This window comes from Streptomyces sp. GMY02 (genome assembly GCF_019056675.1).
GTDB lineage: Bacteria > Actinomycetota > Actinomycetes > Streptomycetales > Streptomycetaceae > Streptomyces > Streptomyces odonnellii.
This window is the reverse complement of record NZ_CP077658.1, coordinates 3,916,850-3,938,490: the sequence shown is the minus strand read 5'-3', so window position 1 is coordinate 3,938,490 and position 21,641 is coordinate 3,916,850. Positions and strand designations below refer to the sequence as shown.

Here is a 21,641-nt window from a genome sequence, read left to right as displayed (position 1 = left end):
TCACGAGGGCGCCCTGTGGTTGTACGGCCGAGCGGAGTCCAGTCGCGATCGGCAGAGGGACGGACGGCCACCTCGTCGGGCGACGCGGCGTGCGACGGGGTGCGGCGTGCGCCGGGGCCGTGGCCGCCGGGGGCCGCGGTCGTCAGTTGAAGACGGTGTCGGCCGGGAGGCCGGACTGGCTCAGCACGTCGGCGCGGTTGTAGTAGTCGTCGTTCGTCACGATCTTGTTCCCGCGCATCTTGAGGATGGCGACGGCAGGCACGGAGAACGGCTTCGGTGCCCCGGCCAGGTGCCCGCTGAACGTCCAACTGATCGCCACCTGGCCGTCGTCGGCGAACGCGCTGTTGACCTGGACGTTGGCGTTGTTGACGAACTGCTTGGTGACGGTCGCCCACTGGGCGACCCCGTCGCGGCCCCGGAAGGTCTGGCCGAGGGCGTGGTCGCTGTAGCGGGCGTCGCTGGTGAACAGGGCGGCCAGGCGCTTCGGGTCCTCGCTGTTCCAGGCCTTCTCCCAGGCGTTGGCGATCGCCGGCTTCCCGTGCTGCCAGTGGCGGCCGGCCTTTTCGACCGACGCGGAGGCCGAGCGGGTGGGCGTCCGGGCCTGGTCGGGCTGCTGGGAGTTGTAGGCAGCCGCACCGGTTATCCCGGCGACGCCGGCCACGGCGGCGGTGATGGCGGTGACGAGGGAGTGACGGATGATCTTCATTGGTTCCCCAGGAAAGGGCATTGGCTGATGTGCGTGGTCGTCAGGTGACGACGGCGGACGAGGATGATGACCCGCTTCCGTTGCCGAAAGCGGATTCCCGTTACCCCGCGGCCAGGGACTCCAGGGCAGCCATGCCCTCCAGCGAGAGCACGCGCGCGTTCTGCAGCGCCGTGACGACCCAGCGGTCGTCCCGCCACAGCGTGACGAAGAGCTGCATGGAGAAGCGCGTCGGAGGCGGCTCCTCCTCGCCCGGCAGGAGGATGCCGACGCGGTTGTGGATCACGCCGACGCCCGGGCTGACGATCCGGGCGAACGGCACCTCGCCCCGTACCAGTCGGGAACCCTTCATGACCGTGCCGAGCAGCGCTTCGTGCGCCGTGATCATCTCCGTACGGCTCCGGTAAACGGTTCCCTCAAGCTCCGCGAACAGGGCGTCCTCGGCGAAGTCGGCGAAGAAACCGGCGACGTCCCCGCGGTTCCACGCCTCCTGCATCCGAGCCGGAATGGTGCTCATCGTTTCGACCGACTGTTCCATGCGATTACCTTTCTGCGATGTGCGCGTCACCATCCTCAGTGGGCCGGGCAGCGGGCGCATTGACTGTCCGCGCACGGCTGCTGGATGTCAGCGCCGCCGCGTTGTAGCCGTACGTCGCCTTGAACAGCCTGCTGAAATGCGCCGGATCGGCGAATCCCCAGCGCGCGGCGACAGCCGCGACCGTCCGGTCGCTGCGCGCCAGATCGTCGCGGCACCGCTCCAGGCGGCGCCGGCGGATCAGGGCCGCGACCGTCAGCGGCTGGTCCTGGAAGAGCTTGTGCAGTCGGCGTACGGAGATGTGGTGTGCCGCGGCGATCCCGGCCGGAGCGAGATCCCGGTCGGACAGCCGCGCCTCGATATAGCCGAGGACGCGGTCGCGCAACGCCTCGTCGGGAGCCGGGCGTACGTCGCCGAGCTGGGCTTCGAGCGCCACCGAGACCAGCTCGATGACCGCGGCCGCCGACCGGTCCGCCTCGCCGGCGCGGAACCCGGTCAGCGACCGGACCATGTCCTGCGCCAACGAGGACACCAGGGCCGCCGGACCGCGGTCGCCTTTGATACGTACGCCTGCCAGGCGGGCGGCGTCGCCGGGCCGGAGCCGCAGCTCCCGCCGGGGCACCAGCATCGTCACATGGGTGGAGGCGGTGCTGGCGAACCGTACCGGCCGCGCCGGATCGATGAGGACCAGGTCGGCCGACGAGAGATCGGCGCTGCCGCGGCCCTGCTCGACGCGCGCCCGTCCCCGTGTCACCAGGTCGATCTGCCACAGCTCCTCGTCGGCGGCGCGGGTGCTACGGGCGTCCCGGAAGCACTCGCCCTCGGGCGTGGTCAGCTCGATCAGCTTGAGAGGCCCGAGGTCGCGCGCCACGACGGCGGCCCGGAACTCCCCGCCGTCGTGCCGCCTGCTGAGCACGGGCGGCAGCCCGCTGGCCGCGAGCGTCTCCCCGAAGGCTTCGATGTCGGTAAACACGGAACCCACGGTAGGGCCGATCGGTGACCGCCCGGTTCAAGCGCCCGCTGCCACACCGTACGAAGAGGCGGACGGAACTCACCGCACAGCACACGGTGTTGGGCGACCGGAGTGGCGGCAGGGGGCAGGGGTCAGGGCCTCGGCACGGCTGCCGGACACCGATACGGCCGTGCCCGGCAGCCTCTGATCGATCAGCGCTCGCCGACAGCCGCGACCGTGCCGCAGTTGCTCAGCACGCCGAAACCGAAGAACTCCGTGACGGCGGGGTTGCCGCAGAGCTGCGAACCCGTCCCGACGAAGGCGCTGTTGATGTCCGTGTTCCCGAGGCGTGCGGTCTCGACGACGACGTAGACCGGATAGCGGTGGGGAAAGGCGGGGTTGAACGTGCCCCGACCGGTGACGGGTGCCACTCCGTCCACCGGCACGAGCACGGCCCTGCCGCGGGTGTCCGCCTCCACACCGTTCCTCTGGGCGATGTAACTGGAGATCGAGAACGGCACGATGTGACCGGCGGCGGTCAGGACCGCGCCGTTGTTCTCGGAGACGGCGGTGCCGACGCAGGCGCCGATCTGGGCCTCGCTGATACCCAGCATGGAGAGCCACCCGCTCCGGCTGGCGGAGCCCGGCTGCGGCAGCAGCGGGTTCACGGGGATGCCGGCCACCTGGCCGAGTTGGCATGTGTAGATCTGGCGGAGCATCGTCAGTGTGAAGGGCTGGCCGCTCAGCGGGCTGTCGTTGCGGACGGCCGCTGTCACTCCGTCCGCGGCGAACTGGATCCAGCTCAGGTCCCGCGTGGAGACGTCGAGGGGCCCGCGGGTGACCCCGGCGAAGTCCAGGCACCTCGTTCCGGCGTCGATGTCCGCGCGCAGCGCGTCGATGACGGCCGTAGATCCGTTCGGGCGGGCGATCTGGCAGTTGACGGGCCGGGTCTTGATGACCGGCGAACCGCTCGGCCCGTAGCAGGCGAAGATCCCCTGGCCGAGCGCATCGAGTACGGGCGTGACCTTGTCCACGCACACCCCGGCGAGCGGGGGATAGGTCCCGGCCGGCGGATCGGCCTGGGCCGGCACGGCAACGGTCAGGGCCAGACCCAGACCCAGGGCCACGGCGACTGCCGCACCGGCCGCCTTCGCCGCCCGCCCGACGTTCCTCAGGAAGTTCACGTGGTGCCTCCTTGTCTTGGGGTGCGCCGAAGCCGTGGGGGCACTGCATGGCCGACGGGGGGCGCTGTGGTGACCCCCCGCGTGACGTCGGAACGCACCAGGCGTAAACACGTGCCCGACGATCGTTCGGGAGCGTGGTCTACGGGCGCGGAAGCGAATGTGACCGAGGCGCGGCCGAGGCAGCAATTCCGTCCGCGTCCCCGGCCCTCGCCGATACCTTTCGAGGCCGTCGCGCCCCCCGTCCGTCGTGCCCCCGTCCGTGGCGCCCCCTCGTCCGTCGTGCCCCTCGTCCGTCGCGGAATTCCTGCGTTTGTCGCCGGTCCCCTGTGTATTCGTCCGTGATCGGTAACAGAGGGATCTTGTACGGGCGTTCGCATGTCCTCACCGGTGCACGGCATCGGCGGAGACAGCGAAGGGGCGGGCGGACATGGCGAGGCACAAGGGAAAGGGTTGGCACGGCCGGCTTCTCGCGGCGGCGCTCGGGGTGACCGTGGCGGCGGCGGCCACCTCCGTGTGGACCGCGCAGGCCGACCCCGTCGGAGGGCGCAAGCCGCAAGCGCGTGTCTCAGCGCCGGACGGGCGGGCCCAGGACCGGAAAGTGGCCAAGGTGGCGGCGGACATCGCGCACGCCTCGGACCGCGGCGCCCGGGGCGTCAACATCACCATCGACGACGGGCCGGATCCGGCCTGGACACCGCAGGTGCTGCAACTGCTGAAGGACAACGGGGCGAAGGCGACGTTCTGCATGGTGGGCACGCAGGCCCAGGCGTACCCGGACCTGGTCAAGGAGGTTGTGGCGGCCGGGCATCGGCTGTGCAACCACACGGTCTCGCACGACACCACCATGGACACCCGGTCCGAGGCCTACCAGTCCCAGCAGATCCTGGATGCCGAGCGCATGATCATCAAGGCGTCCGGCGGCGTCCGGCCGCAGTACTACCGGGCCCCGGGCGGTGCTTTCACCCCGTACAGCCGGCAGCTCGCCGCGTCCCGGGGGATGCGGCCGCTGGGCTGGAACGTCGACTCCAGGGACTTCGAGCGCCCCGGCGTGGACACCATGGTCGCCACCGTCAAGAGTGAGATCTCCGACGGGCCGACCGTCCTCTTCCACGACGCGGGAGGGGACCGCTCCCAGACCGTGGCGGCGCTGAGCGAGGTGCTGCCCTGGCTGAGGGAGCAGGGGTACTCCTTCGGCTTCCCCGTACGGTGAACTTCGAGGGCGGCGGCCGGCAGGGCAGGGCGGCGCGCTCAGGCGAGGGCGGCGGCCAGCAGGGCGAAGGCGGCGATGATGACGGCGACGCGGACGTAGTGGAAGCGGTCCCAGCGGTTCATCTGCTGCTTCCAGTCGGCCGGCAGGCCGTCGGCGGTCCACGTCCTGACCCGGTTGTTGATCGGGACGAGCAGCAGGACCGACATGACCACGCTCAGGATCAGCAGCGCGGCGGCGATGACGACGAGACCGGCGCCGCGGTGGTGCCATCCGGCGACAGCCCAGATCGCGGCGAGCACGAGCGAGCCGATGTACCAGAACGGCATCACGGCGCCGAGCATCCGGGCGCCGTGGGTGCGGCCGCGGAGGCCGTTGTCGCCGGGGAGTCCGTCGAGGATCGGGTTGATGACGAAGGCGACGGAGAACTCCACCCCCACCATCAGGCCGACGACCACGGTGGTGAAGACCTCCAGTGCGTTGAGCATGATGACCCCTCCTGAGATCTAGCGATGCTAGGTTGCGGGGCAACGCTAGTACTGTTGCCGCTCGATTGTCTAGCGGTGCTAGGGTCGCATCATGTCGGTACAGGAACGCAAGGAGCGCGAACGGGCGGGCCGCGAGCGCCTCATCTTGGCGACGGCCCGCGAACTCGCCGAACAGCAGGGCTGGGACGCGGTCACCACGCGCCGGCTCGCCGAGCGCATCGAGTACAGCCAGCCAGTCCTCTACAGCCACTTCCGTGGCAAGCGCGAGATCATCGGCGCCGTCGCCCTCGAAGGCGCCGCCGAGATGGCCGCGGCGCTGAGGGCCGCTGCCCGCGCCGCGGACGGCCCGCGCGCCCGGGTCACTGCCCTCGCCGGCGCCTACCTCGACTTCGCCGCACGCAACCCGGCGGTCTACGACGCCATGTTCCAGCTCGACGGCGGCCTGGCGTTCGCGCAGGAGGACACCCCGGAGCCGCTGAAGGACGCCTTCGCCGCCCTGCTGGAGAGCCTCGGCGAGGTCGCCGGGGACGGCGTCCACCCGGCGCTGTTCACCGAGGTGTTCTGGGCGGCCCTGCACGGGCTGGCGACCCTGAGCCGGGCGGGACGGCTGCCGCCGGGGGACGCCGAGCGGAGGACACGGCTGCTGGTCGACCGGCTGGCCGTGATCTGACGCGCACCGTCCCGGCGGGGGAGGCAGCCGGGGTCCTCGGGCCGCGCCGGCTGCCTGCGGCATCGCTTCCGGCCACTCGCGCCTGCACGGCGGAGCGGTGGATCGCCGGGCCCCCGGTCCCGTACCCCCGCCGGGGCACGCGCCCCGGAAGCTGCGGTCAGTGGCCCGACCGCGCTGGGCCACATCAGCCCTGGACGTCAGCCCTGGGCCACGGTCAGCCTTCGGTGACGTCAGTCTTCGGTGACGCGGATGATCGTCTTGCCGGGGGTTCGCTTGCCGGGGGCGAACGCCGCGGCGGCCTCGGCGAGTGGCCGGACCGATCCCACGATCGGGGTGAGCCGTCCGTCCCGCAGCCGCGCGGCGAGATCGGCGAGGCGCGTACGGTCGGGTTCGACGACGAAGAAGACGGCCCGCCCGTTCGCGGGCTGGACGGTGACCGGCTGGGCGATGGTGACCAGTGTGCCGCCGGGACGGACCAGCGCGGTGGACCGGTCGAGGATCTCGCCGCCGATCACGTCGAACACCACGTCGACGTGGCCGGTCTCCTCCAGGCGCTCGGCCTGGAGGTCGACGAAGGTGTCGGCGCCCAGCCCGAGGACGGTGTCACGGTCGCCGGTCCGGCCGGTGCCGATCACCCGCGCGCCGGCCTCGCGGGCGAGCTGTACGGCGATGGAGCCGACACCGCCCGCGGCGCCGTGGACGAGTACGGACTGACCGGTGGTGAGGCGGCCGTGGTCGAAGAGGCCCTGCCAGGCGGTGAGCCCCGAGATCGGCAGCGCGGCGGCCGTGACGTGGTCGACGTCCGCCGGGAGCGGGGCGAGGTTACGGGCCTCGACCGCGGTGTACTCGGCCAGCGAGCCGTCGCGGGTCCAGTCCGTCAGCCCGAAGACCCGCTGGCCTACGGTCAGACCCGTGGTGCCGTAGCCCAGCTCGGCGACCACACCGGACAGCTCGTGGCCGGGCACGCTCGGAGTACGGTCATGACCGGACCGGTCGGTCCACGTACCGGGCCAGGACAGCTCACCCGGGGTGAACCCGGCGGCGTGGACGCGCACGACCACGTCGTTCTCCGCGGCGTGCGGGTGAGGCAGATCCGTGAGAGTGAGGCCGCCGACACCGGCGTCGCGGTCCTGAACGGTGATGGCTCGCATGGGGGTTCCTCGGGGGTAGGTGCTTTCGAGGACGAGGGCAGACCTCATGGGCACGGATACCGGTCCCGTACCGGGTCCCACACGTCCCGTACCGACCGTAGCCGCAAGGCGCCCCGGACGTCGGGGACGTTGGGCCGATCAGCAGGCCCCGGACTGGGCGATTCGACAAGCGCCACGCCAGAACACGGCCCACCGGGCCGTGGAATCCCACGAAGGTCTTCCGGCCCGTGGCTTCCGCCCATGGCGATGCAAGGGAAGGGCCCCCGGTCGGCGGTGATGCCGTCCGGGGGCCCTTACAACTGGCCGGAGTTCAGCCGATGTCAGTCGGAGTCAGCCAGTGTCAGTCGGTTTCCGACGAGGGGATGTAGGCGCCGGGGACGTCCTTGGGCTGGTAGATCTTGCTCTCGCCCGGGTACGGCTTGGACCAGTTGTGCGTCTCGTACCAGGTGAGGTGGTCCATCTGCGCGGGGGGCGCGTAGTCGGGCACGGCGTTGGGGCCGGTCAGCCGCTGGTGCGACTTCCAGTCGTTCCACTCGTTCGCGAGCGCCGTCATGCTCGCCGGGACCTTCGTCGCCGGCACGGCCGCGGCCTGGGGGTTCTGCGCGGCCGGGGTGTCCACGCCGCACGACGGCACGGTCTTCACGCCGTCGGTCAGCGGAACGCGGTTGGGCAGCGCGGTGAACGGGGTGAGGTCGGGCTTCTTGGTGAACGCCGAGGCCATCGGGGTGGCCGCGCTGTCCTTCTGGTTCATCGGGCGGATCCCGAGGATCTGCTCGATGGTCCGGACCATGGTGATCTGGGAGTAGTAGTGGCTGTCGACGACGCCGCGCTGGGCGTACGGGCTGATGATCTGGACCGGCGCGCGGTGGCCGTCGACGTGGTCGAGGCCGGCCTGGGAGTCGTCCTCGACAACGAAGATCGCCGAGTCCTTCCAGTACTTGCTGTGTGAGATCTCGTCCACGATCCGGCCGACCGCGAGGTCGTTGTCCGCGACCTGGGCGGCCGGGCTGACCGGGCCGCCGGTGTGGTCGCTGGAGAGCCAGAACATGTTCAGGTTCGCGGGCCCGTTCTTCTCGAAGTCCTGCTTCCAGATCTCGGACCGGTAGACGTCCGGGACGCTGGTGTCGTACTTCGGGAAGCCGGGCACCGACACGTCGTTGAGCGACGGTATCGGCGAGGACGAGGTGAGCGTGTACGCGGACGGCTTGCCGGACACATTCATGTCCTTGGCGTCGCAGTACAGGTTCTGCCAGCTCGCGCCGGACGGCTTGGTCAGGAACTGGTGGAACTCGCCGAAGTCGCGCACCGACTTGCCGGCGGCCTGCGCGCCGGTCCAGATGAAGCCGGTCTTCTGGTGGCCGAGCGCGTCGTCCTCGGTGTCGTAGCTGCGCAGGTACTCACCGGCCGAGGACTCGGTGTACTCGGGGTTGTCGGCCTGCATCAGCCAGTTGTGGCCCTCGGCGGAGTTCGTGCCGACGTCGTACGTGTTGTCGTACAGGCCGAACTGCTTGGCCAGCGCGTGCTGGTTCGGGGTGACGTTCTCGCCGAACTGGGCCAGCGTCGCGTCGCCGTCGCCCTGCGGGATGTCGCCGAAGACCTGGTCGTAGGTCCGGTTCTCCTTGACGATCAGGAACACGTGCTTGATCGTCGAGGGGTCACCGATCTTCGCCGGCACCGGTACCGGCTTGGCCTTGCCCTTGCCGTTGGCGAGCTGGACGGAGTTGTTGGTCCAGCCGTTCTGCTTGAAGACCTTGTTCGTCTGGGACTTGATGGTCTTGTCGTCCGGCAGTGTGAAGTGCGTCAGGCTCGCGGTGGTGTCGTGGGTGCCACGCCCGGCGGCGGTGGTGGGACGGCGGGCGTCGATACCACGCGTGTTGGAGACGACGATCTCCTTGCCCACGGTCGCGATCTCCGCGGGGAAGTAGTCGGTCGGCAGCAGGCCCACGTAACTGACCGGCTCCTGCGCCGACTTGTACTTGTAGACGGCGACCGCGTTGGCCCGGCCGAGCGTCACCAGCAGACGGTTGTCGCTGGTGAGCGTCACCGCGTTGGGCTCGTACCCGACCGACGCCTCGGGCCACGGCTGGGTGGAGATGGTCTGGACGACCTTGTCCTTCGTGGTGTCGATGACCGAGACGGTGTTGTCGGCGGTGTTGGTGACGAACACCGTCTTCTTGCTGGCGTACACCGCGGTCGGGTGCAGACCCACGGTGATGCTCTTGGCCGCGGCGGACGGGTCGGCCAGGTCGATGACGCTGACCGTACCGGTGGTGGTGGCACCCGTCACCGGGCTGGCCGGCACCTGCGTGCCGTAGGAGTTGATCGTGTCCTCGCCGGGAGCCGCCGGACGCCCGCCCTCGTTGCTGATGTAGAGCTTGCCGCCGACCTGGACCATGCCGCGGGGGGCGTTGCCCGTGTCCCAGCTCTGTACGACCGCGCCGGTCGCCGCGTTGATGGCGACCACCCGGTTCTGCCCGTTGACCGCGGAGTAGACCGTGGAGCCGTCGGCGGAGAACACCGCCGCGGACGCCAGAGCGCGCTTGGAGCCCTGTGCCGGGATGGAGACGGTGATCGGGTCGGACAGACTGCCGTCCGGGTTCACCGTGAACTTGGTGTAGCCGTCGGCCCGGCCCAGCCACAACTGCTTGCCGTCGGGCGAGTAGGTCGGGCCTTCCTGGCCCACGTCCCCACCGCTGATCTTCAGGTCGGCCCCGGCGCCGCTGCCGATGACCTGCTGAATCTTGTAGTTCTTCAGATCGATGATGTTCAGCACCATCCCGCCGTCGGTGACGGTGGCGGCCATGTGCTTGCCGTCCGGGCTGATGGTGGACGACATGATCTTGCCGTTGTTGACGACCATGCGCTTGCCGTAGGGGGCGAGGTACTGGTCGCTGGAGATGAGCTGCCCGTTGGTGGTGGTCTGGCCGACCTGCACCGTCCCGAAGGAGTCGGTCGCGGCGAAAGCGGTACCGGCGGCCGCGACGGCGAGAACGGTGACCCCGGCCGTCATGAGCGGTATCCGGCGGCCAATGCGTCTGTTGCCGAGATAGACGAAGTCGTCCCTCTCCGCCTGGACGCGGCGACGTGCTACCTGCATCGAATCATCCTTTCGAAATGGAAAGCAGCTCGACGTTGCTGTCGAACTGCCACAACGGGTTCGGCGTGTCCCCGTAAGGGGTCCGCACCAGGAAGTAGCCGTTGACTTCCTTCGGTCCGTCGCCGTCGGCGACGAACCGCCCGTCCGCGGTGAGGTCGAGTTGATAGACGGCCTGTCCGGTGGCCTCGCTGTCGGGCAGGTGCCACGACACGACGCAGCGCCAGTCGTTGCCCGCGCCCTCGGCGTCGTGGTCGACATTGCCCTTGGTGCACGCGGCGCTTGACTTGAGCTGCGCCTCGGTGACGGCGGGACGGTGGAGCTGATCGGCCTGCATCCGGTAGAGATGCGCGAACGCCGTGGCCAGCGAGTGCTCCACCTTGGCCTGCTGGATGCCCGAGCCCGAGAAGCTCGCGGTCGTCACCGCGGGAAGGACCGCGATCGTCACCGCGAGCAGCCCGGCCAGCGGCAGGACTCCGGCGGTCAGCGCGCGGCGCGTCAAGCCGTCATCGGTCAGATTGGTGAAGTCGCGGCGCAGGAAGAGCAGATAGGCCAGCGCCGTGGCGACCACGGCCCACACCAGGCTCACCACGATGCCGATCAGGAGCGGGCCGAGCTGCAACGGGCTGGTGAACAGACCGTTCCACGCGATGAAGGCGTAGCCGGGCAGGGCCAGGCGCACGGCCGCCGACAGCGGCAGCATCTGGGCCAGTTGCATCGCGAGCCCGACAAGCGCGGGCAGCAGCAGTCCCATCGGGGAGCGCCCCAGCGTGACCGACCCGAGAAGTCCGATCCCGGCGAGGGCCAGCGTCGGGGCGAGCACACAGGCCCAGGCGAGCAGTACGGTGCCCGCGGCGCCGCCGGGCGTCATCAGATGATCGTCGAGGCCGACCAGCGGACGGTTGCCCACCGCCGCGAGCCCGCCGAGAACGCTGGACACGACCAGGCCGACGACCAGCAGCAGGATGACGGTGAGGCTGGCCAGTACCTTCGCTGCGAAAATCCGCCCGGGGGACCGCACGGCCACCAGCAGATGGCGCCAGGTGCCGAGGCGGTCCTCCGCGGCGAAGACATCGCCCGCGACCACCGATGTCAGCAGCGGAAGGGCCCAGGTGCCCGCGAAACCGAGCGTCACCAGCGGGCCGGCCCAGCCCGTGGCCTGCATCCAGCGGCCGAAGAGAGTGTCGACAGGCAACGTTGTCTGCTGGCTCACCGCGACGACGAACAGCCCCGGCGCGATCCAGCAGGCAAGGACCAGCAGACGGATCCGCCATTGCGAGACCAGCTTGACCAGTTCGAAGCGGTAGGCGCGCGACACCGGGACGCGACGGACGCCGCCGTCCGGCTGATCCACGAGGGCCGCGGGTACGGTCGCAGTCATCGGGAGTCCTCCTGCTGCTCGGTGAGGGCGAGGAACGCCGCCTCCAGCGGCGATACGACGGGTGCGAGCTCGCGCAGCGCGACGCCCGCCGTGACCAGTCGCACCACCAGTTCGTCCACGGCCGGCACCAGCGCCCGCACGACGAGAGCTTCGGCGTCGTACCGCGACGGAGCGCCGTCGACGACCTGGATCCCGGCGGTCTCGGCGGCGACGCGGCGGGCGGCCCGGGCGTCGGAGATGATCAGCCGGTAGTCGAGTTCACGGTTCTCGGCCGCCAGCTTGCTCAGCGGGCCGGAGAAGACGACCTGCCCGGTGGCGAGGATGGTGACCTCCGAGCACAGTTCCTCGAGGTCGTCCATACGGTGGCTGGAGAGCACGACGCTCACTCCCTCCGCCGCGAGCCGGGTGAGCACGCGGTGTACGTGTCTCTTGCCGGCGGGGTCCAGACCGTTGGACGGCTCGTCGAGTACGAGCAGCCGGGGCCTGGTGAGCAGAGCGGCGGCGAGACCGAGCCGCTGACGCATACCGAGCGAGAAACCGCGGGTCTTGTCGTCGGCGACAGCGGTGAGGCCGACCTGGTCGAGGGCGTCGTCGATCCCCGCCGTTCGTACGTCGTGACCGCGGAGCGCGGCCAGCGCGGTCAGGTTCTGCCTGGCGGTGAGCGACGGGTACAGACCAGGGCCGTCCACGAAACCGGCGACACCGTCAGGAGCGGCGAGTGCCCGCCCGACCGGTGTACCCAGGATCTCCAGTTGACCCGCGTCGGCGACGGCCAGGCCCAGCAGCAGGCCGAGCAACGTTGTCTTCCCGGCACCGTTCGGGCCCACCAGGCCGTGAATCTGACCTTGCGTCACATCCAGATCGACGCCGTCGAGTGCGACGACATCGTCAAATGTCTTGGTGATCCCACGAGCCCGGATCGCGTTGAGTGTCTCCATGAGTCCCTTCCTTCACGGCCCTCACGGACGCTAGGCGGGTGTCGGAGCATTCAGACGGAAACCGAGTTGAACAGACGAAGAACGGTGAACTGCCATTTCGCCGTGGGGTGGTGGCGGTGCCATCACCGGACAATTCGGTGCGCACGGGCATCGTGGCCCTGCCGGTCCGCGCGATCCGGCGCCCGTATATCCTGAAAGGCCACAGTTTGTGGTCGATGATCGCGGCGGGAAGCGCTGGACCATGCCGCGTCGTTCGTGGAAAGTGGTGAGCGCGGAATCACGCCGCCTACACTTCCTCTGCCCGTCGACGCATGACGATCATCCGCCCGCCGCCCGCCGCTTGACCCGAGAGCGTTGCGCCGAAGTTCACCCGTGGCGCATCACCTCGTCCTCCAGCGACTCCGACGTACCGATTGAGCCATGCCCGAACTCATCTGTCCCCGCTGCCGGCACCAGGGGCAACAGCACCGCTGGTGGGCACACCGCCACGACGGCGTGATATGCCCGCGTTGCCATCTCACCGAACGGATCACAGAGGTCCTCGACGACGGCACCGGCCGGGTCTCCCCTGCCCTGCTGCCCCTGCACGAGGCCATCCGCACCCAGCCCCGTCCGGACGCCGGGCTGGTCTGGCTGGTCGGCAACCGGCACGTCTCCCCGCTGCTGGCCGATCTGGCGACCGGCCGGCTGCCCCTCAGCCATGAATCGCTCAACGACCATCCCTCCCCGCAGTCCGCGGCACACCTGCGCGACCTGCTCGTCCAGCACAAGATCCTTGAGCAGCGCGACCGCTACCTGGTCCAGTTCGAGGCCTGGCTCTCCCGGACCCTCGCCTCCGTCGAGCCGGCGGAAGACCGGGAACTCATCAGCCGGTTCGCCACCGGACACAGCCTGCGCCTGCGGGAACGCGCGACCCAGGAGCCCCTGACGCCGGGTCTGGTCGACCGTCCGCAGCACGAGATCAACTCCGCGAAGGCCTTCCTGGCCTGGCTGCGCGACCACGACGTCACCCCGGCCGCATGTGCCCAGGCCCAGATCGACACCTGGATCGCCACGGGCAGTACGAGCCGCCAGGGCACCCGGGCCTTCATCACATGGGGCGCCGGGGACGGAGCGTTCCCCCGCGGCCTGAGCGTGCCGTACAACGTCCAGGTCGCCCGCCGGCGGAAACCCGCACGCGGCACGTTCGACCACGACCAGCGCCTGCGACTCCTGCGCGACATACTCGATCCCACGACCGACTACATCCTCCGCGACCGCGCGGCCTTCATCATCCTGATCCTGTTCGCCCGGCCCCTGGCTCACATCACCGCGCTCGGCATCGACGACCTGGCCCTGAACAACCACGAAGTCCGGATCAGCATCGACCGGCCGCAGGAACCGGTCCTGGTGCCCGATCCCTTCGCGCCGGTCCTGCGCGACCACGCCCTCAGCCGGGGCCCCCGCAACATCGAGGCCAACCGCAGCAGCCCCTGGCTCTTCCCGGGCAACCGCCCCGGCCAGCACATCCACGCCAAGCACCTGAAGAACCACCTGAGCCGCTACGGGATCGAGGTCACCAGAACCCATCTCGCCGTCCTCCGGACGCTGGCCCAGGAAATGCCCCCCGCCGCCACCGCGCTGAGCCTCGCGAACGACGCTGTTTGAACCTGGTTCGCGTCCCGTTCAACCCCCGGGGGCAACAGCCCGGCTCCGCCCGTCACCGTGCCCGCCCGTCACCGTGCCCGCGCTGTACGCGAAGGCGGTGACGGTCTCCGCTGCGTCCGGCGCGCATCTCCTGTGTGAGTTCCGTTTGCCCGTTGTACGCCTTTTCCCTGTCTGATAACGCACGTTCGTGAACGGACGGGTGCAGTCCCGTGCGTCCACAGCCGTCTCGCTCCGCACGCTCCGGTCGCGCTGCGGACAACGTCGACAACGTTGTCCGCATCCAGGGCGGACTGTGCGGGCGTACCACGACGCTGGAGAGGTTACGTGCCCATCAGATCCCGAACTCCCATGCCCCGCGCGGTCCTCGCGCGGACCGCCCGCAGACGTCATCGGCCCCGGCCCCTGTACGCCACGGTCGCCGTGCTGCTCAGCGGCGCGCTCGGCTTCGGCGCGCTGGCCGGTGCCGGCTCGGCCGCCGCGGTGCCCGGCGCCACCACGTCCACGCCCTCCGGCGGGACGTCCGGCGGTACGGACTACACGAAACTCGTCGACCCGTTCGTGTCGACCGCCGGTGACGACGGCAACGACCTGCCGGGTGCCCAGGCGCCCCACGGTCTGGCCAAGGTCAACCCGCTGACCACGCCGAACCGCAACCACACCGGCTACGACTACAACGAGGACCACATCGCCGGGTTCACGGCGACGAACCTCGACGGCGTCGGCGGCTCCGGAGGCGGTGGCGACCTGCTCGTCGTCCCGACCTCCGTGCGGTACGACAGCCGGCCCGCCACCGGCACGTACGCCCACGCGTTCAGCCACGACGACGAGACCGCGACGCCCGGCTACTATCAGGTGGGTCTCGGGGCCATCTCCGGTCCCGCGTCGTCGGTGAAGCAGGACTCCGGCACCATCAACGCCGAGACGACCGCGACGACGCGCACGGCCCTTCAGCGGTACAGCTTCCCCGCCGGGTCGGACCCCGAGCTCGTTCTCGACCTGGCGAACAACTTCACCAGCCGCACCCGCTCGACCATGAAGGCGACGACGCTCCCGGACGGGACCACGTCGATCACCGGGCTCATCGCCGGGTCGTTCAACGGCGCCTCGTACAAGCTGTACTACGCCGCCACCACGAACGTCCCCGTGACCTCCCTGAAGAGCTGGGGCAACGACGGCAGGCTGAGCGACGCGACCGCGCAGGACGGGTCCGACACCGGCGCCGTCCTCGGGTTCGACAAGGCCGCCGGGGACGACATCGAGCTGCGCATCACGCTCTCGCCGATCAGCGCCGAGCAGGCCGTGACCGACCAGCACAACGAGGTGGGCGACCTCACCTTCGACCAGGCGCGCGCCCGGACGAAGGCGGTCTGGAACACGTCGCTCGGCGCCGTCGACGTGCGCGCCTCGGCGAAGTCCGACCCCGGGTCGACGCTCACCAAGGAGTTCTACACGCACCTGTACCGCATGTACGCGCTGCCGGTGAACGCCACCAGCACCAGCGGTACGTACCGCGGCGCCGACGGCGCGGTGCACAAGGCGAACGGCTTCACGTACTACGACGGCTGGTCCACCTGGGACGACTTCCGCAAGTACTCGGTCGAGGCGTACATCGACCCGGCCACCTACCGGGACATGATCCAGTCGCTGATCCAGCTCTTCGCCGACACGCGCACCTCCGGCAAGAGCCTCGGCAGCCTCACCCACTCGGTCCCGACCGTGCGCTGGGAGCGCTCGGCCGTGCTGGTCGCCGACGCGCTGTCGAAGGGCTTCAAGAACTTCGACCGGCTCGACGAGGCGTACCCGGCGCTGCTGTCGTACTCCGGCTACTACACCGGGGCGCAGTTGCGGCAGGGATACGTCACCGGTGATCCCGGTACGACCGTGCAGCGCGGCTACGACCAGTGGGCGCTCTCCGTCATCGCCGAAGCGCTCGGCAAGAAGGACGACGCGAAGGAGCTGCGCGCCCAGTCGACGATGGCGATCGACAACCTCGTGAAGTCCGGTGCCTGGACCGCGCCCGACGGCACCGAGGTCGGTCTGCTCACCCCGCGTGCCGCGAACGGCGACTGGCAGAGCGCGGACTACGAGAAGTTCGAGGCGGCCGGCCTCTACCAGGGCACGCTGTGGCAGTACCACTGGTACGACGCGTACGACATGGGCGGCCTCATCGAGGCCATGGGCGGCGAGAAGGCCGGCAAGGCCGCGGTCAAGCACATGTTCGGCGAGGACTCCGGCGTCGATGACGGCTCGACCATGCTGCACTCCAACGCGAACGAGATCGACCTCCAAGCCCCGTACCTCTTCAACTACGTCGGCGAGCCGAGCCTGACGCAGAAGTGGGTACGCGCCATCTACACCGGCACGACCTGGAACCGCTACATCGCGACGGGCTCCACCAACGAGGCCCCCAGCTCCGGCGGCGAGTTCCGCCCGCCGGTCAAGACCCAGGTCTACAAGCTCTCCCCGAACGGCTTCCTGCCGACCATGGACAACGACGCCGGCACCATGTCGACCATGTTCGTCGGCGCCGCCCTGGGCCTGTTCCCGGTGACCGCCGGCTCCAGCCAGTTCCAGATCGGCAGCCCGTTCTTCGACTCCACGACGATCACCTACGCCAACGGCTCCCGGTTCACGGTGAAGGCCGACGGCGTGTCGCCGAGCAACTACTACGTGCAGAACGCGACCCTCAACGGCAAGCGGTTCGACAACACGTGGCTCGACTACTCGCAGATCATCTCCGGCGGAACCCTGGACTTCACCATGGGTTCCAAGCCCTCCCCGTGGGGCGCCCGCACCGAGCCCGCGTACTCGCTGAACACCGACTCGGGCGACACCGGTGACGGCGGCACGGGCACGGACAAGGGCAACACCGTCGTCTCCGCCCAGCCCGGCACCGTCGCCACCACCGAGGACGGCACCGTCCACGACAGCGTGAAGCTCACCCTGACCGGACCGGCGTCCTTCGACGCCCGCAAGGGCACCAGCCTCACCAGGACCGGCGCCGCGAGCGTGACCGGCCTGCCGGCCGGTGTCACGGCGGACCTTCGCGTCAGTGACAAGCGGACGGCGACGCTGTCGCTCACCGGCACCACGGAGGTCGACGCGCGCTTCGGCATCACCTTCCGCGACGCGGCCTTCGCCCACGGCGTGCGGGCCTCCACGGTGAGCGGCACCGGGACATCCCCGACCGACCCGCTCCTGATCTCGGCCGCCGCGGTGCAGCGCAAGGCCCTCGGCGCCCTCGTCGACCAGGCGTCCCTGGTACGCGGCACCAACTACTCCGACGGCTCCTGGAACCTGTTCCGGTCCGCCCTCGAACGCGCGCGGACCGTCCTCGCGGACACCACCTCCGCGACGGGCACGATCATGGCCGCCCAGGACGCGCTGCGGACCGCCATCGACGGGCTGACCATCGACGAGGGCGGCTACGCCGTTCTCCAGGCCGAGGACCCCGACCAGAAGGAGGGCCCGAGCCTTGTGAAGGAGGCGTACTACTCGGACGGCAACCTCGGCGGTGTGACCGAGGGGTCGTGGGAGCGGTACACCAAGCTGGACTTCGGCGGGGTCGCCCCGCGGACCGTCTCGGTCCGCTACGCGAACTCGCAGCCGACGAACGCGAAGCCGAGCAGCGTCGACATCCACGCGGGCGCCGCCGACGGCCCCGTCGTCGCCACCGTCCCGCTCCCCGGGACCGGCGGCTGGCAGTACTACTCCACGGTGCAGGCGGCCGTCACCGACCCCGACGCCCTGCTGGCTGCGAAGAGCGCGACGTTCGTGTTCCACGCCCCGTCGGGCCAGCAGTGGGTGTCGAACTTCGACTGGTATCAGTTCTCGCCGTACGAGGTCCCGGAATCCCCCACGACCACGCTCGCCACGCTGACCGCGGTGAACAGCACCACGACCGGCAACGGCTCGCTCCCGCTCAACCTCTCGAACGGCATCTTCGAGAACGTGACGAACGGCGCGTGGGCGCAGTGGAAGGACACCGACCTGCGCGACGGCGCCGACACCGTCACCGTCCGCTATGACAAGCCCCAGTCGCGGGCGGCGTCGGACTCGCACATCGAGCTGCGCCTCGGCTCGAAGGACGGTACGAAGAGCGTCGACATCCCCCTCGACTACAGCGGATCGGGCTGGGGAACCGTCGCCACGACGAGCGTGCACCTCGACCCGGGCGTCTTCACCGGCGTCCAGGACGTGTACGCGGTGTTCGTCTCCAGCACGCAGACCGCCTCCCAGCCCTACGTGGGCAACATCTACTCGCTGGCCCTGACGCAGAACGCCGACGCCCCCGTGGGCTTCGACGCCACGGCGTTCCGTTCGCACAGCGGCGGCGGCCTCAAGAGCGAGCCCGTCGGCTGGACCGGCTCGGGTTCCACCACCGACCTCGGCGGTACCTACGACGGAGCCTGGCTCGACTACGGGGACATCGACTTCGGCAGCTCCCCGAAGAGCACCGTCACGATCACCTACGTCAACAACTCCGCCCGCTGCGGCACCGGCTCCGCCGTCCAGCTCTACCTGGACGACTTCGACGCGGCCGACCCCGGCACGCCGTACGCGACCGTACCGCTGCCGGTCACGGGCAGCGCGTGGTCGTCAGGAGGGACGACGAGCCTGACACTGCCCAGGGCGATCACCGGCACGCACTCCGTCCACCTGCGGCTGACCACGACCCCGGACTCCTCGCACCCGTACGTCGCGAACCTGGGCCGGATCACCTTCGACCACGTCGAGACGCCCCCCGTCACGGACAAGTCCGCCCTGCGGAAGGCGATCGAGCAGTACGAGGGGCTCGCGGCCGACGCGGCGCGCTACAACGCGATCGACTTCGGTGTGTACGAGCGTGAACTCGCGGCCGCACGCACCCTCGTCGCCGCCGCCGACGCGACCCAGTTGGAGGCCGACAGGCAGACGCGCAGCCTCACCCTGGCCGCCGGCCAGTTGATCCCGCTCCCGAGGCTGAAGCTGGAGGACCTGGTCGCCACCGCGTCGGCCCTCGGCAACGACCGCTACACGGACGCGTCGTGGAAGGCGTTCACGGCCGCACTCGGCGCGGCGAAGACCGCGGTCGCCGACGGCACGGCCACGGACGCGACGCTCACCGCCCGGTACGACGCCCTCCGCCATGCCGTGTCCGCGCTCACCACGAAGCCCAGGACGGTGCCCGCCGCGCCCGACGCGGTCTCGGCGACCTCGTCCGGCACGAGCGTGACCGTCGCCTGGGCCGCACCCGCGGACACCGGCGGCTCACCGGTCACCGGCTACCGGATCACCCTCGGCGACGGTCACCAGATCAAGATCGACGACCCGGAGAGCCGGAGCACGACGTTCACCTGGCTGCGGGCCGACAGGTCCTACACGGCACGCGTCCAGGCGGTGAACGCCGTCGGCACCTCCCGCCCGAGCGCGGCCACGGCACCCGTGGTCACCGGCGGCGGCAAGCCGCAGAAGCCGGCCGTGACGGGCGTGATCACCGACGGCAAGCAGGTCCGCGTGAACTGGCGGGCGGCCGGCGACGGCGGATTCCCGGTCATCGGCTACACCGTGGCCCTCGACGACGGAACCACCGCGCACGTCCCCGCCACGACGGGCACGACGCTGCTCACGACCACGGGCAAGGCCAAGGCGCACACGGCCACCGTCACCGCGGTCACCCTGGCCGGAACCTCGGACGACTCCGCCGCGACCGTCCCGGCGACGGCCTCGGCGTCCGCCGCGGCGGACGCCTCCGACCCGGCGTACGAGCCGTCCCCCTTCCCGGACGACACGCTCAACGCCACCTACGCGTCGGACAAGTGGCCGGGCACCGGCGACGGGACCGACTACTTCTATGAGCTGCTCAACGGCATCGAGGACCTCGGCTCCGACGTCCTCGGCGCCAACACCAAGATGCCGAACGGCACCGCGCTCACCGCTGAGAACGACCGGATCGCCGTACGCGTCAACAACGCGGCGACGCAGAAGGAGGTGGACCGCGCCGAGGTCGACGCGACCGACAGCGCGACCGTCACGATGGCCGACGGCCTCGGTTCCCGGCTCGGCCAGATCTACCGCGACGCCCTGAACGGCGGCCGGCTGCCGAAGACCAGCGCACTCTTCTCGCGCGTCACGAAGAACCTCGACAAGGTCGACGCGGCGAAGGACCACTACGGCTACCAGCGCCCGTACGTGCGGCTCGGGTTCGTCGGCGACGGCGGCGACATCTACGAGTCGCAGGACGGCTCGTACGGCAGCCTCACCACCAGCGGCTCGTACCCGAGCGGCCACACCTACGGCGGCTACGAAGCGGGGACGATCCTCGCCACGCTCCTGCCGGAGCTGGCACCGTCGATCCTCGCCCGCACCTCGGAGTACGGGAACAACCGCATCGTCCTCGGGTTCCACTACCCGCTCGACGTCATGGGCGGCCGCATCACCGGACAGGCCACCGTCGCGCACCGGTGGGCGGACCCCGACTTCGCGAAGCTGCTGACGCAGGCCCACACCGAGATGGAGAACGTACTGCTCGCGCAGTGCGAGAAGGAGGGCTACGGCGACACGCTCAAGGCTTGCGCGGGCGACTCCTACGCGGGCTTGAGCACGGCGCGGCAGGTCGACCTGTACACGCAGCGCCTGGACTACGGGTTCTCCCGGGTCGGGAAGTCCGGGCAGGCCCTCAAGACACCGTCCGACGCGGCGGCCCTGCTGATCACGGCCTTCCCGGACCTCACCACCGCGCAGCGCACCCAGATCCTTGAGCAGACCGCGACGGACTCCGGCTCCCCGCTGGACCTCACCGCGGACGGCGGAGCGAGCTGGGAGCGGATCAACCTGGCGGCCGCGATGTCGGCGCAGGTCGTCGTCAACGCCGACGGGTCGGTCAAGGTGACGAACTACTCGGACGCCACCAGGGCCGGCGACGCCGACGCCAAGGCGATCACTGTCGGAGGTGTCGCGATCGACGGGTTCGACCCCGCCGTGTCCACGTACGTCGTCGACTGGCCGAAGAACAGGAAGATCCCGGCGCTCTCCGCCGTACCGGCGCAGTCCGGCGCGCGGGTCAGGGTCACCGACGGAAGTCCGGTCCTCTCCTCGACCGGGCCCCGGTTCACCACCCGCACGATCAAGGTGACCTCGGCCAACGGTTCGGTCACCCGGACCTACACGGTCGGGTTCCAGCTCACGGACCGGGACGACCGGCCGGTCGCGGCCGGCGGCAACGGCCGTGACGGCCGTGACGCCGCCGTCGCGGGATCCGGCCTGTGGCCCACCTCCGGCCTGTTCGGTGCCGGGGGCATCGGGGCACGTCCGGTCATCGGCGCCGGACCCAGGTCGTCGGTGCCGGCGTGGGACGGAGCTCAGGTGATCCCTGGGGTGCTGGGCACGATGTAGCCGGGCACGACGTGACCGCCGGACCTGCCGCGCCCCGTGGGGCCGCGGCAGGAACCGGCTGATCCTCCCGAGGCGCACTGCCGCCGACCGACGGCCCCTCCGGGCGAACCCTTGGTGTTCGCGCGGAGGGGCCGTCGGCATGACGGCACGGCCGGTGGACGCTCAGCGAGAGATCCAGGCACCGCCGTTCCGGTACGACCGAGCCACCCGGGGCGGTGGTCTTCGCGTACAGCCCGGTCGGTGGTCTTGGCGTACGAATCAGGGCTGGTGGCCCCAGGCGAGCAGGACGCCCCCTTCGCGGGGCTGTGCCCCCGGGC

The 21,641-nt window shown here is 70.2% G+C and carries 13 protein-coding genes; 4 read left to right on the top strand and 9 right to left on the bottom strand.

What is annotated here, in order from left to right:
- Positions 1 to 142 precede the first annotated feature (142 nt).
- From KQY30_RS16530 to KQY30_RS16515, 4 genes are all read right to left on the bottom strand, one after another.
- Positions 143 to 706, bottom strand: a complete 564-nt coding sequence (locus tag KQY30_RS16530; RefSeq protein ID WP_217307482.1) for a nuclear transport factor 2 family protein — start codon at positions 704 to 706, stop codon at positions 143 to 145.
- A 100-nt stretch (positions 707 to 806) separates the two neighbouring features.
- Positions 807 to 1,241, bottom strand: coding sequence for an SgcJ/EcaC family oxidoreductase (locus KQY30_RS16525; RefSeq protein WP_217307481.1), 435 nt, complete (start codon positions 1,239 to 1,241; stop codon positions 807 to 809).
- Between the two features lie 4 nt (positions 1,242 to 1,245).
- Positions 1,246 to 2,211 carry a helix-turn-helix domain-containing protein gene (locus KQY30_RS16520; protein WP_217307480.1) on the bottom strand — a complete coding sequence of 322 codons (966 nt, stop codon included), beginning with the start codon at positions 2,209 to 2,211 and terminating at the stop codon, positions 1,246 to 1,248.
- Between the two features lie 191 nt (positions 2,212 to 2,402).
- Positions 2,403 to 3,374: a hypothetical protein gene (locus KQY30_RS16515; RefSeq protein WP_217307479.1), complete on the bottom strand. Its 972-nt coding sequence runs from the start codon at positions 3,372 to 3,374 to the stop codon at positions 2,403 to 2,405.
- Between the two features lie 427 nt (positions 3,375 to 3,801).
- Here KQY30_RS16515 and KQY30_RS16510 point away from each other — a divergent pair, with 427 nt between their 5' ends.
- The gene (locus KQY30_RS16510; RefSeq protein WP_217307478.1) at positions 3,802 to 4,584 is read left to right on the top strand and encodes a polysaccharide deacetylase family protein; all 783 of its coding nucleotides are present in this window, start codon (positions 3,802 to 3,804) and stop codon (positions 4,582 to 4,584) included.
- A 38-nt stretch (positions 4,585 to 4,622) separates the two neighbouring features.
- Here KQY30_RS16510 and KQY30_RS16505 read toward each other — a convergent pair whose 3' ends face one another.
- Positions 4,623 to 5,069, bottom strand: coding sequence for a DUF1772 domain-containing protein (locus KQY30_RS16505; protein WP_217307477.1), 447 nt, complete (start codon positions 5,067 to 5,069; stop codon positions 4,623 to 4,625).
- A gap of 91 nt (positions 5,070 to 5,160) precedes the next feature.
- Between KQY30_RS16505 and KQY30_RS16500 the strand changes: the two genes are divergently transcribed.
- Positions 5,161 to 5,739, top strand: coding sequence for a TetR/AcrR family transcriptional regulator (locus KQY30_RS16500; protein ID WP_217307476.1), 579 nt, complete (start codon positions 5,161 to 5,163; stop codon positions 5,737 to 5,739).
- Between the two features lie 230 nt (positions 5,740 to 5,969).
- Here KQY30_RS16500 and KQY30_RS16495 read toward each other — a convergent pair whose 3' ends face one another.
- The 4 genes from KQY30_RS16495 to KQY30_RS16480 form a co-directional block, all read right to left on the bottom strand.
- The gene (locus KQY30_RS16495) at positions 5,970 to 6,890 is read right to left on the bottom strand and encodes an NADP-dependent oxidoreductase (protein WP_217307475.1); all 921 of its coding nucleotides are present in this window, start codon (positions 6,888 to 6,890) and stop codon (positions 5,970 to 5,972) included.
- Positions 6,891 to 7,230: 340 nt separating this feature from the next.
- Positions 7,231 to 9,987: a bifunctional YncE family protein/alkaline phosphatase family protein gene (locus KQY30_RS16490; protein ID WP_217307474.1), complete on the bottom strand. Its 2,757-nt coding sequence runs from the start codon at positions 9,985 to 9,987 to the stop codon at positions 7,231 to 7,233.
- 4 nt (positions 9,988 to 9,991) lie between these two features.
- Positions 9,992 to 11,365: an ABC transporter permease gene (locus KQY30_RS16485; protein WP_217307473.1), complete on the bottom strand. Its 1,374-nt coding sequence runs from the start codon at positions 11,363 to 11,365 to the stop codon at positions 9,992 to 9,994.
- Positions 11,362 to 12,303, bottom strand: a complete 942-nt coding sequence (locus KQY30_RS16480) for an ABC transporter ATP-binding protein (protein WP_217307472.1) — start codon at positions 12,301 to 12,303, stop codon at positions 11,362 to 11,364. Before KQY30_RS16480 ends, KQY30_RS16485 begins: the two co-directional genes overlap by 4 nt.
- A 420-nt stretch (positions 12,304 to 12,723) precedes the next feature.
- Between KQY30_RS16480 and KQY30_RS16475 the strand changes: the two genes are divergently transcribed.
- Together KQY30_RS16475 and KQY30_RS16470 are read left to right on the top strand one after the other, a co-directional pair.
- A complete protein-coding gene (locus KQY30_RS16475) occupies positions 12,724 to 13,950 on the top strand; it encodes a hypothetical protein (protein WP_217307471.1) in 1,227 nt (408 codons plus the stop codon).
- A gap of 348 nt (positions 13,951 to 14,298) precedes the next feature.
- Positions 14,299 to 21,324 (top strand): glycoside hydrolase domain-containing protein, encoded by a 7,026-nt coding sequence (locus KQY30_RS16470; RefSeq protein ID WP_217307470.1) that lies wholly within the window; start codon positions 14,299 to 14,301, stop codon positions 21,322 to 21,324.
- Positions 21,325 to 21,641: the final 317 nt, after the last annotated feature.

What these genes read in the sequence shown, in the direction of transcription:
- KQY30_RS16530 (WP_217307482.1), bottom strand. Translation starts at nt 706, where the DNA reads ATGAAGATCATCCGTCACTCCCTCGTCACCGCCATCACCGCCGCCGTG.
- KQY30_RS16525 (WP_217307481.1), bottom strand. Translation starts at nt 1,241, where the DNA reads ATGGAACAGTCGGTCGAAACGATGAGCACCATTCCGGCTCGGATGCAG.
- KQY30_RS16510 (WP_217307478.1), top strand. Translation starts at nt 3,802, where the DNA reads ATGGCGAGGCACAAGGGAAAGGGTTGGCACGGCCGGCTTCTCGCGGCG.
- KQY30_RS16505 (WP_217307477.1), bottom strand. Translation starts at nt 5,069, where the DNA reads ATGCTCAACGCACTGGAGGTCTTCACCACCGTGGTCGTCGGCCTGATG.
- KQY30_RS16500 (WP_217307476.1), top strand. Translation starts at nt 5,161, where the DNA reads ATGTCGGTACAGGAACGCAAGGAGCGCGAACGGGCGGGCCGCGAGCGC.
- KQY30_RS16495 (WP_217307475.1), bottom strand. Translation starts at nt 6,890, where the DNA reads ATGCGAGCCATCACCGTTCAGGACCGCGACGCCGGTGTCGGCGGCCTC.
- KQY30_RS16490 (WP_217307474.1), bottom strand. Translation starts at nt 9,987, where the DNA reads ATGCAGGTAGCACGTCGCCGCGTCCAGGCGGAGAGGGACGACTTCGTC.
- KQY30_RS16485 (WP_217307473.1), bottom strand. Translation starts at nt 11,365, where the DNA reads ATGACTGCGACCGTACCCGCGGCCCTCGTGGATCAGCCGGACGGCGGC.
- KQY30_RS16480 (WP_217307472.1), bottom strand. Translation starts at nt 12,303, where the DNA reads ATGGAGACACTCAACGCGATCCGGGCTCGTGGGATCACCAAGACATTT.
- KQY30_RS16475 (WP_217307471.1), top strand. Translation starts at nt 12,724, where the DNA reads ATGCCCGAACTCATCTGTCCCCGCTGCCGGCACCAGGGGCAACAGCAC.
- KQY30_RS16470 (WP_217307470.1), top strand. Translation starts at nt 14,299, where the DNA reads ATGCCCCGCGCGGTCCTCGCGCGGACCGCCCGCAGACGTCATCGGCCC.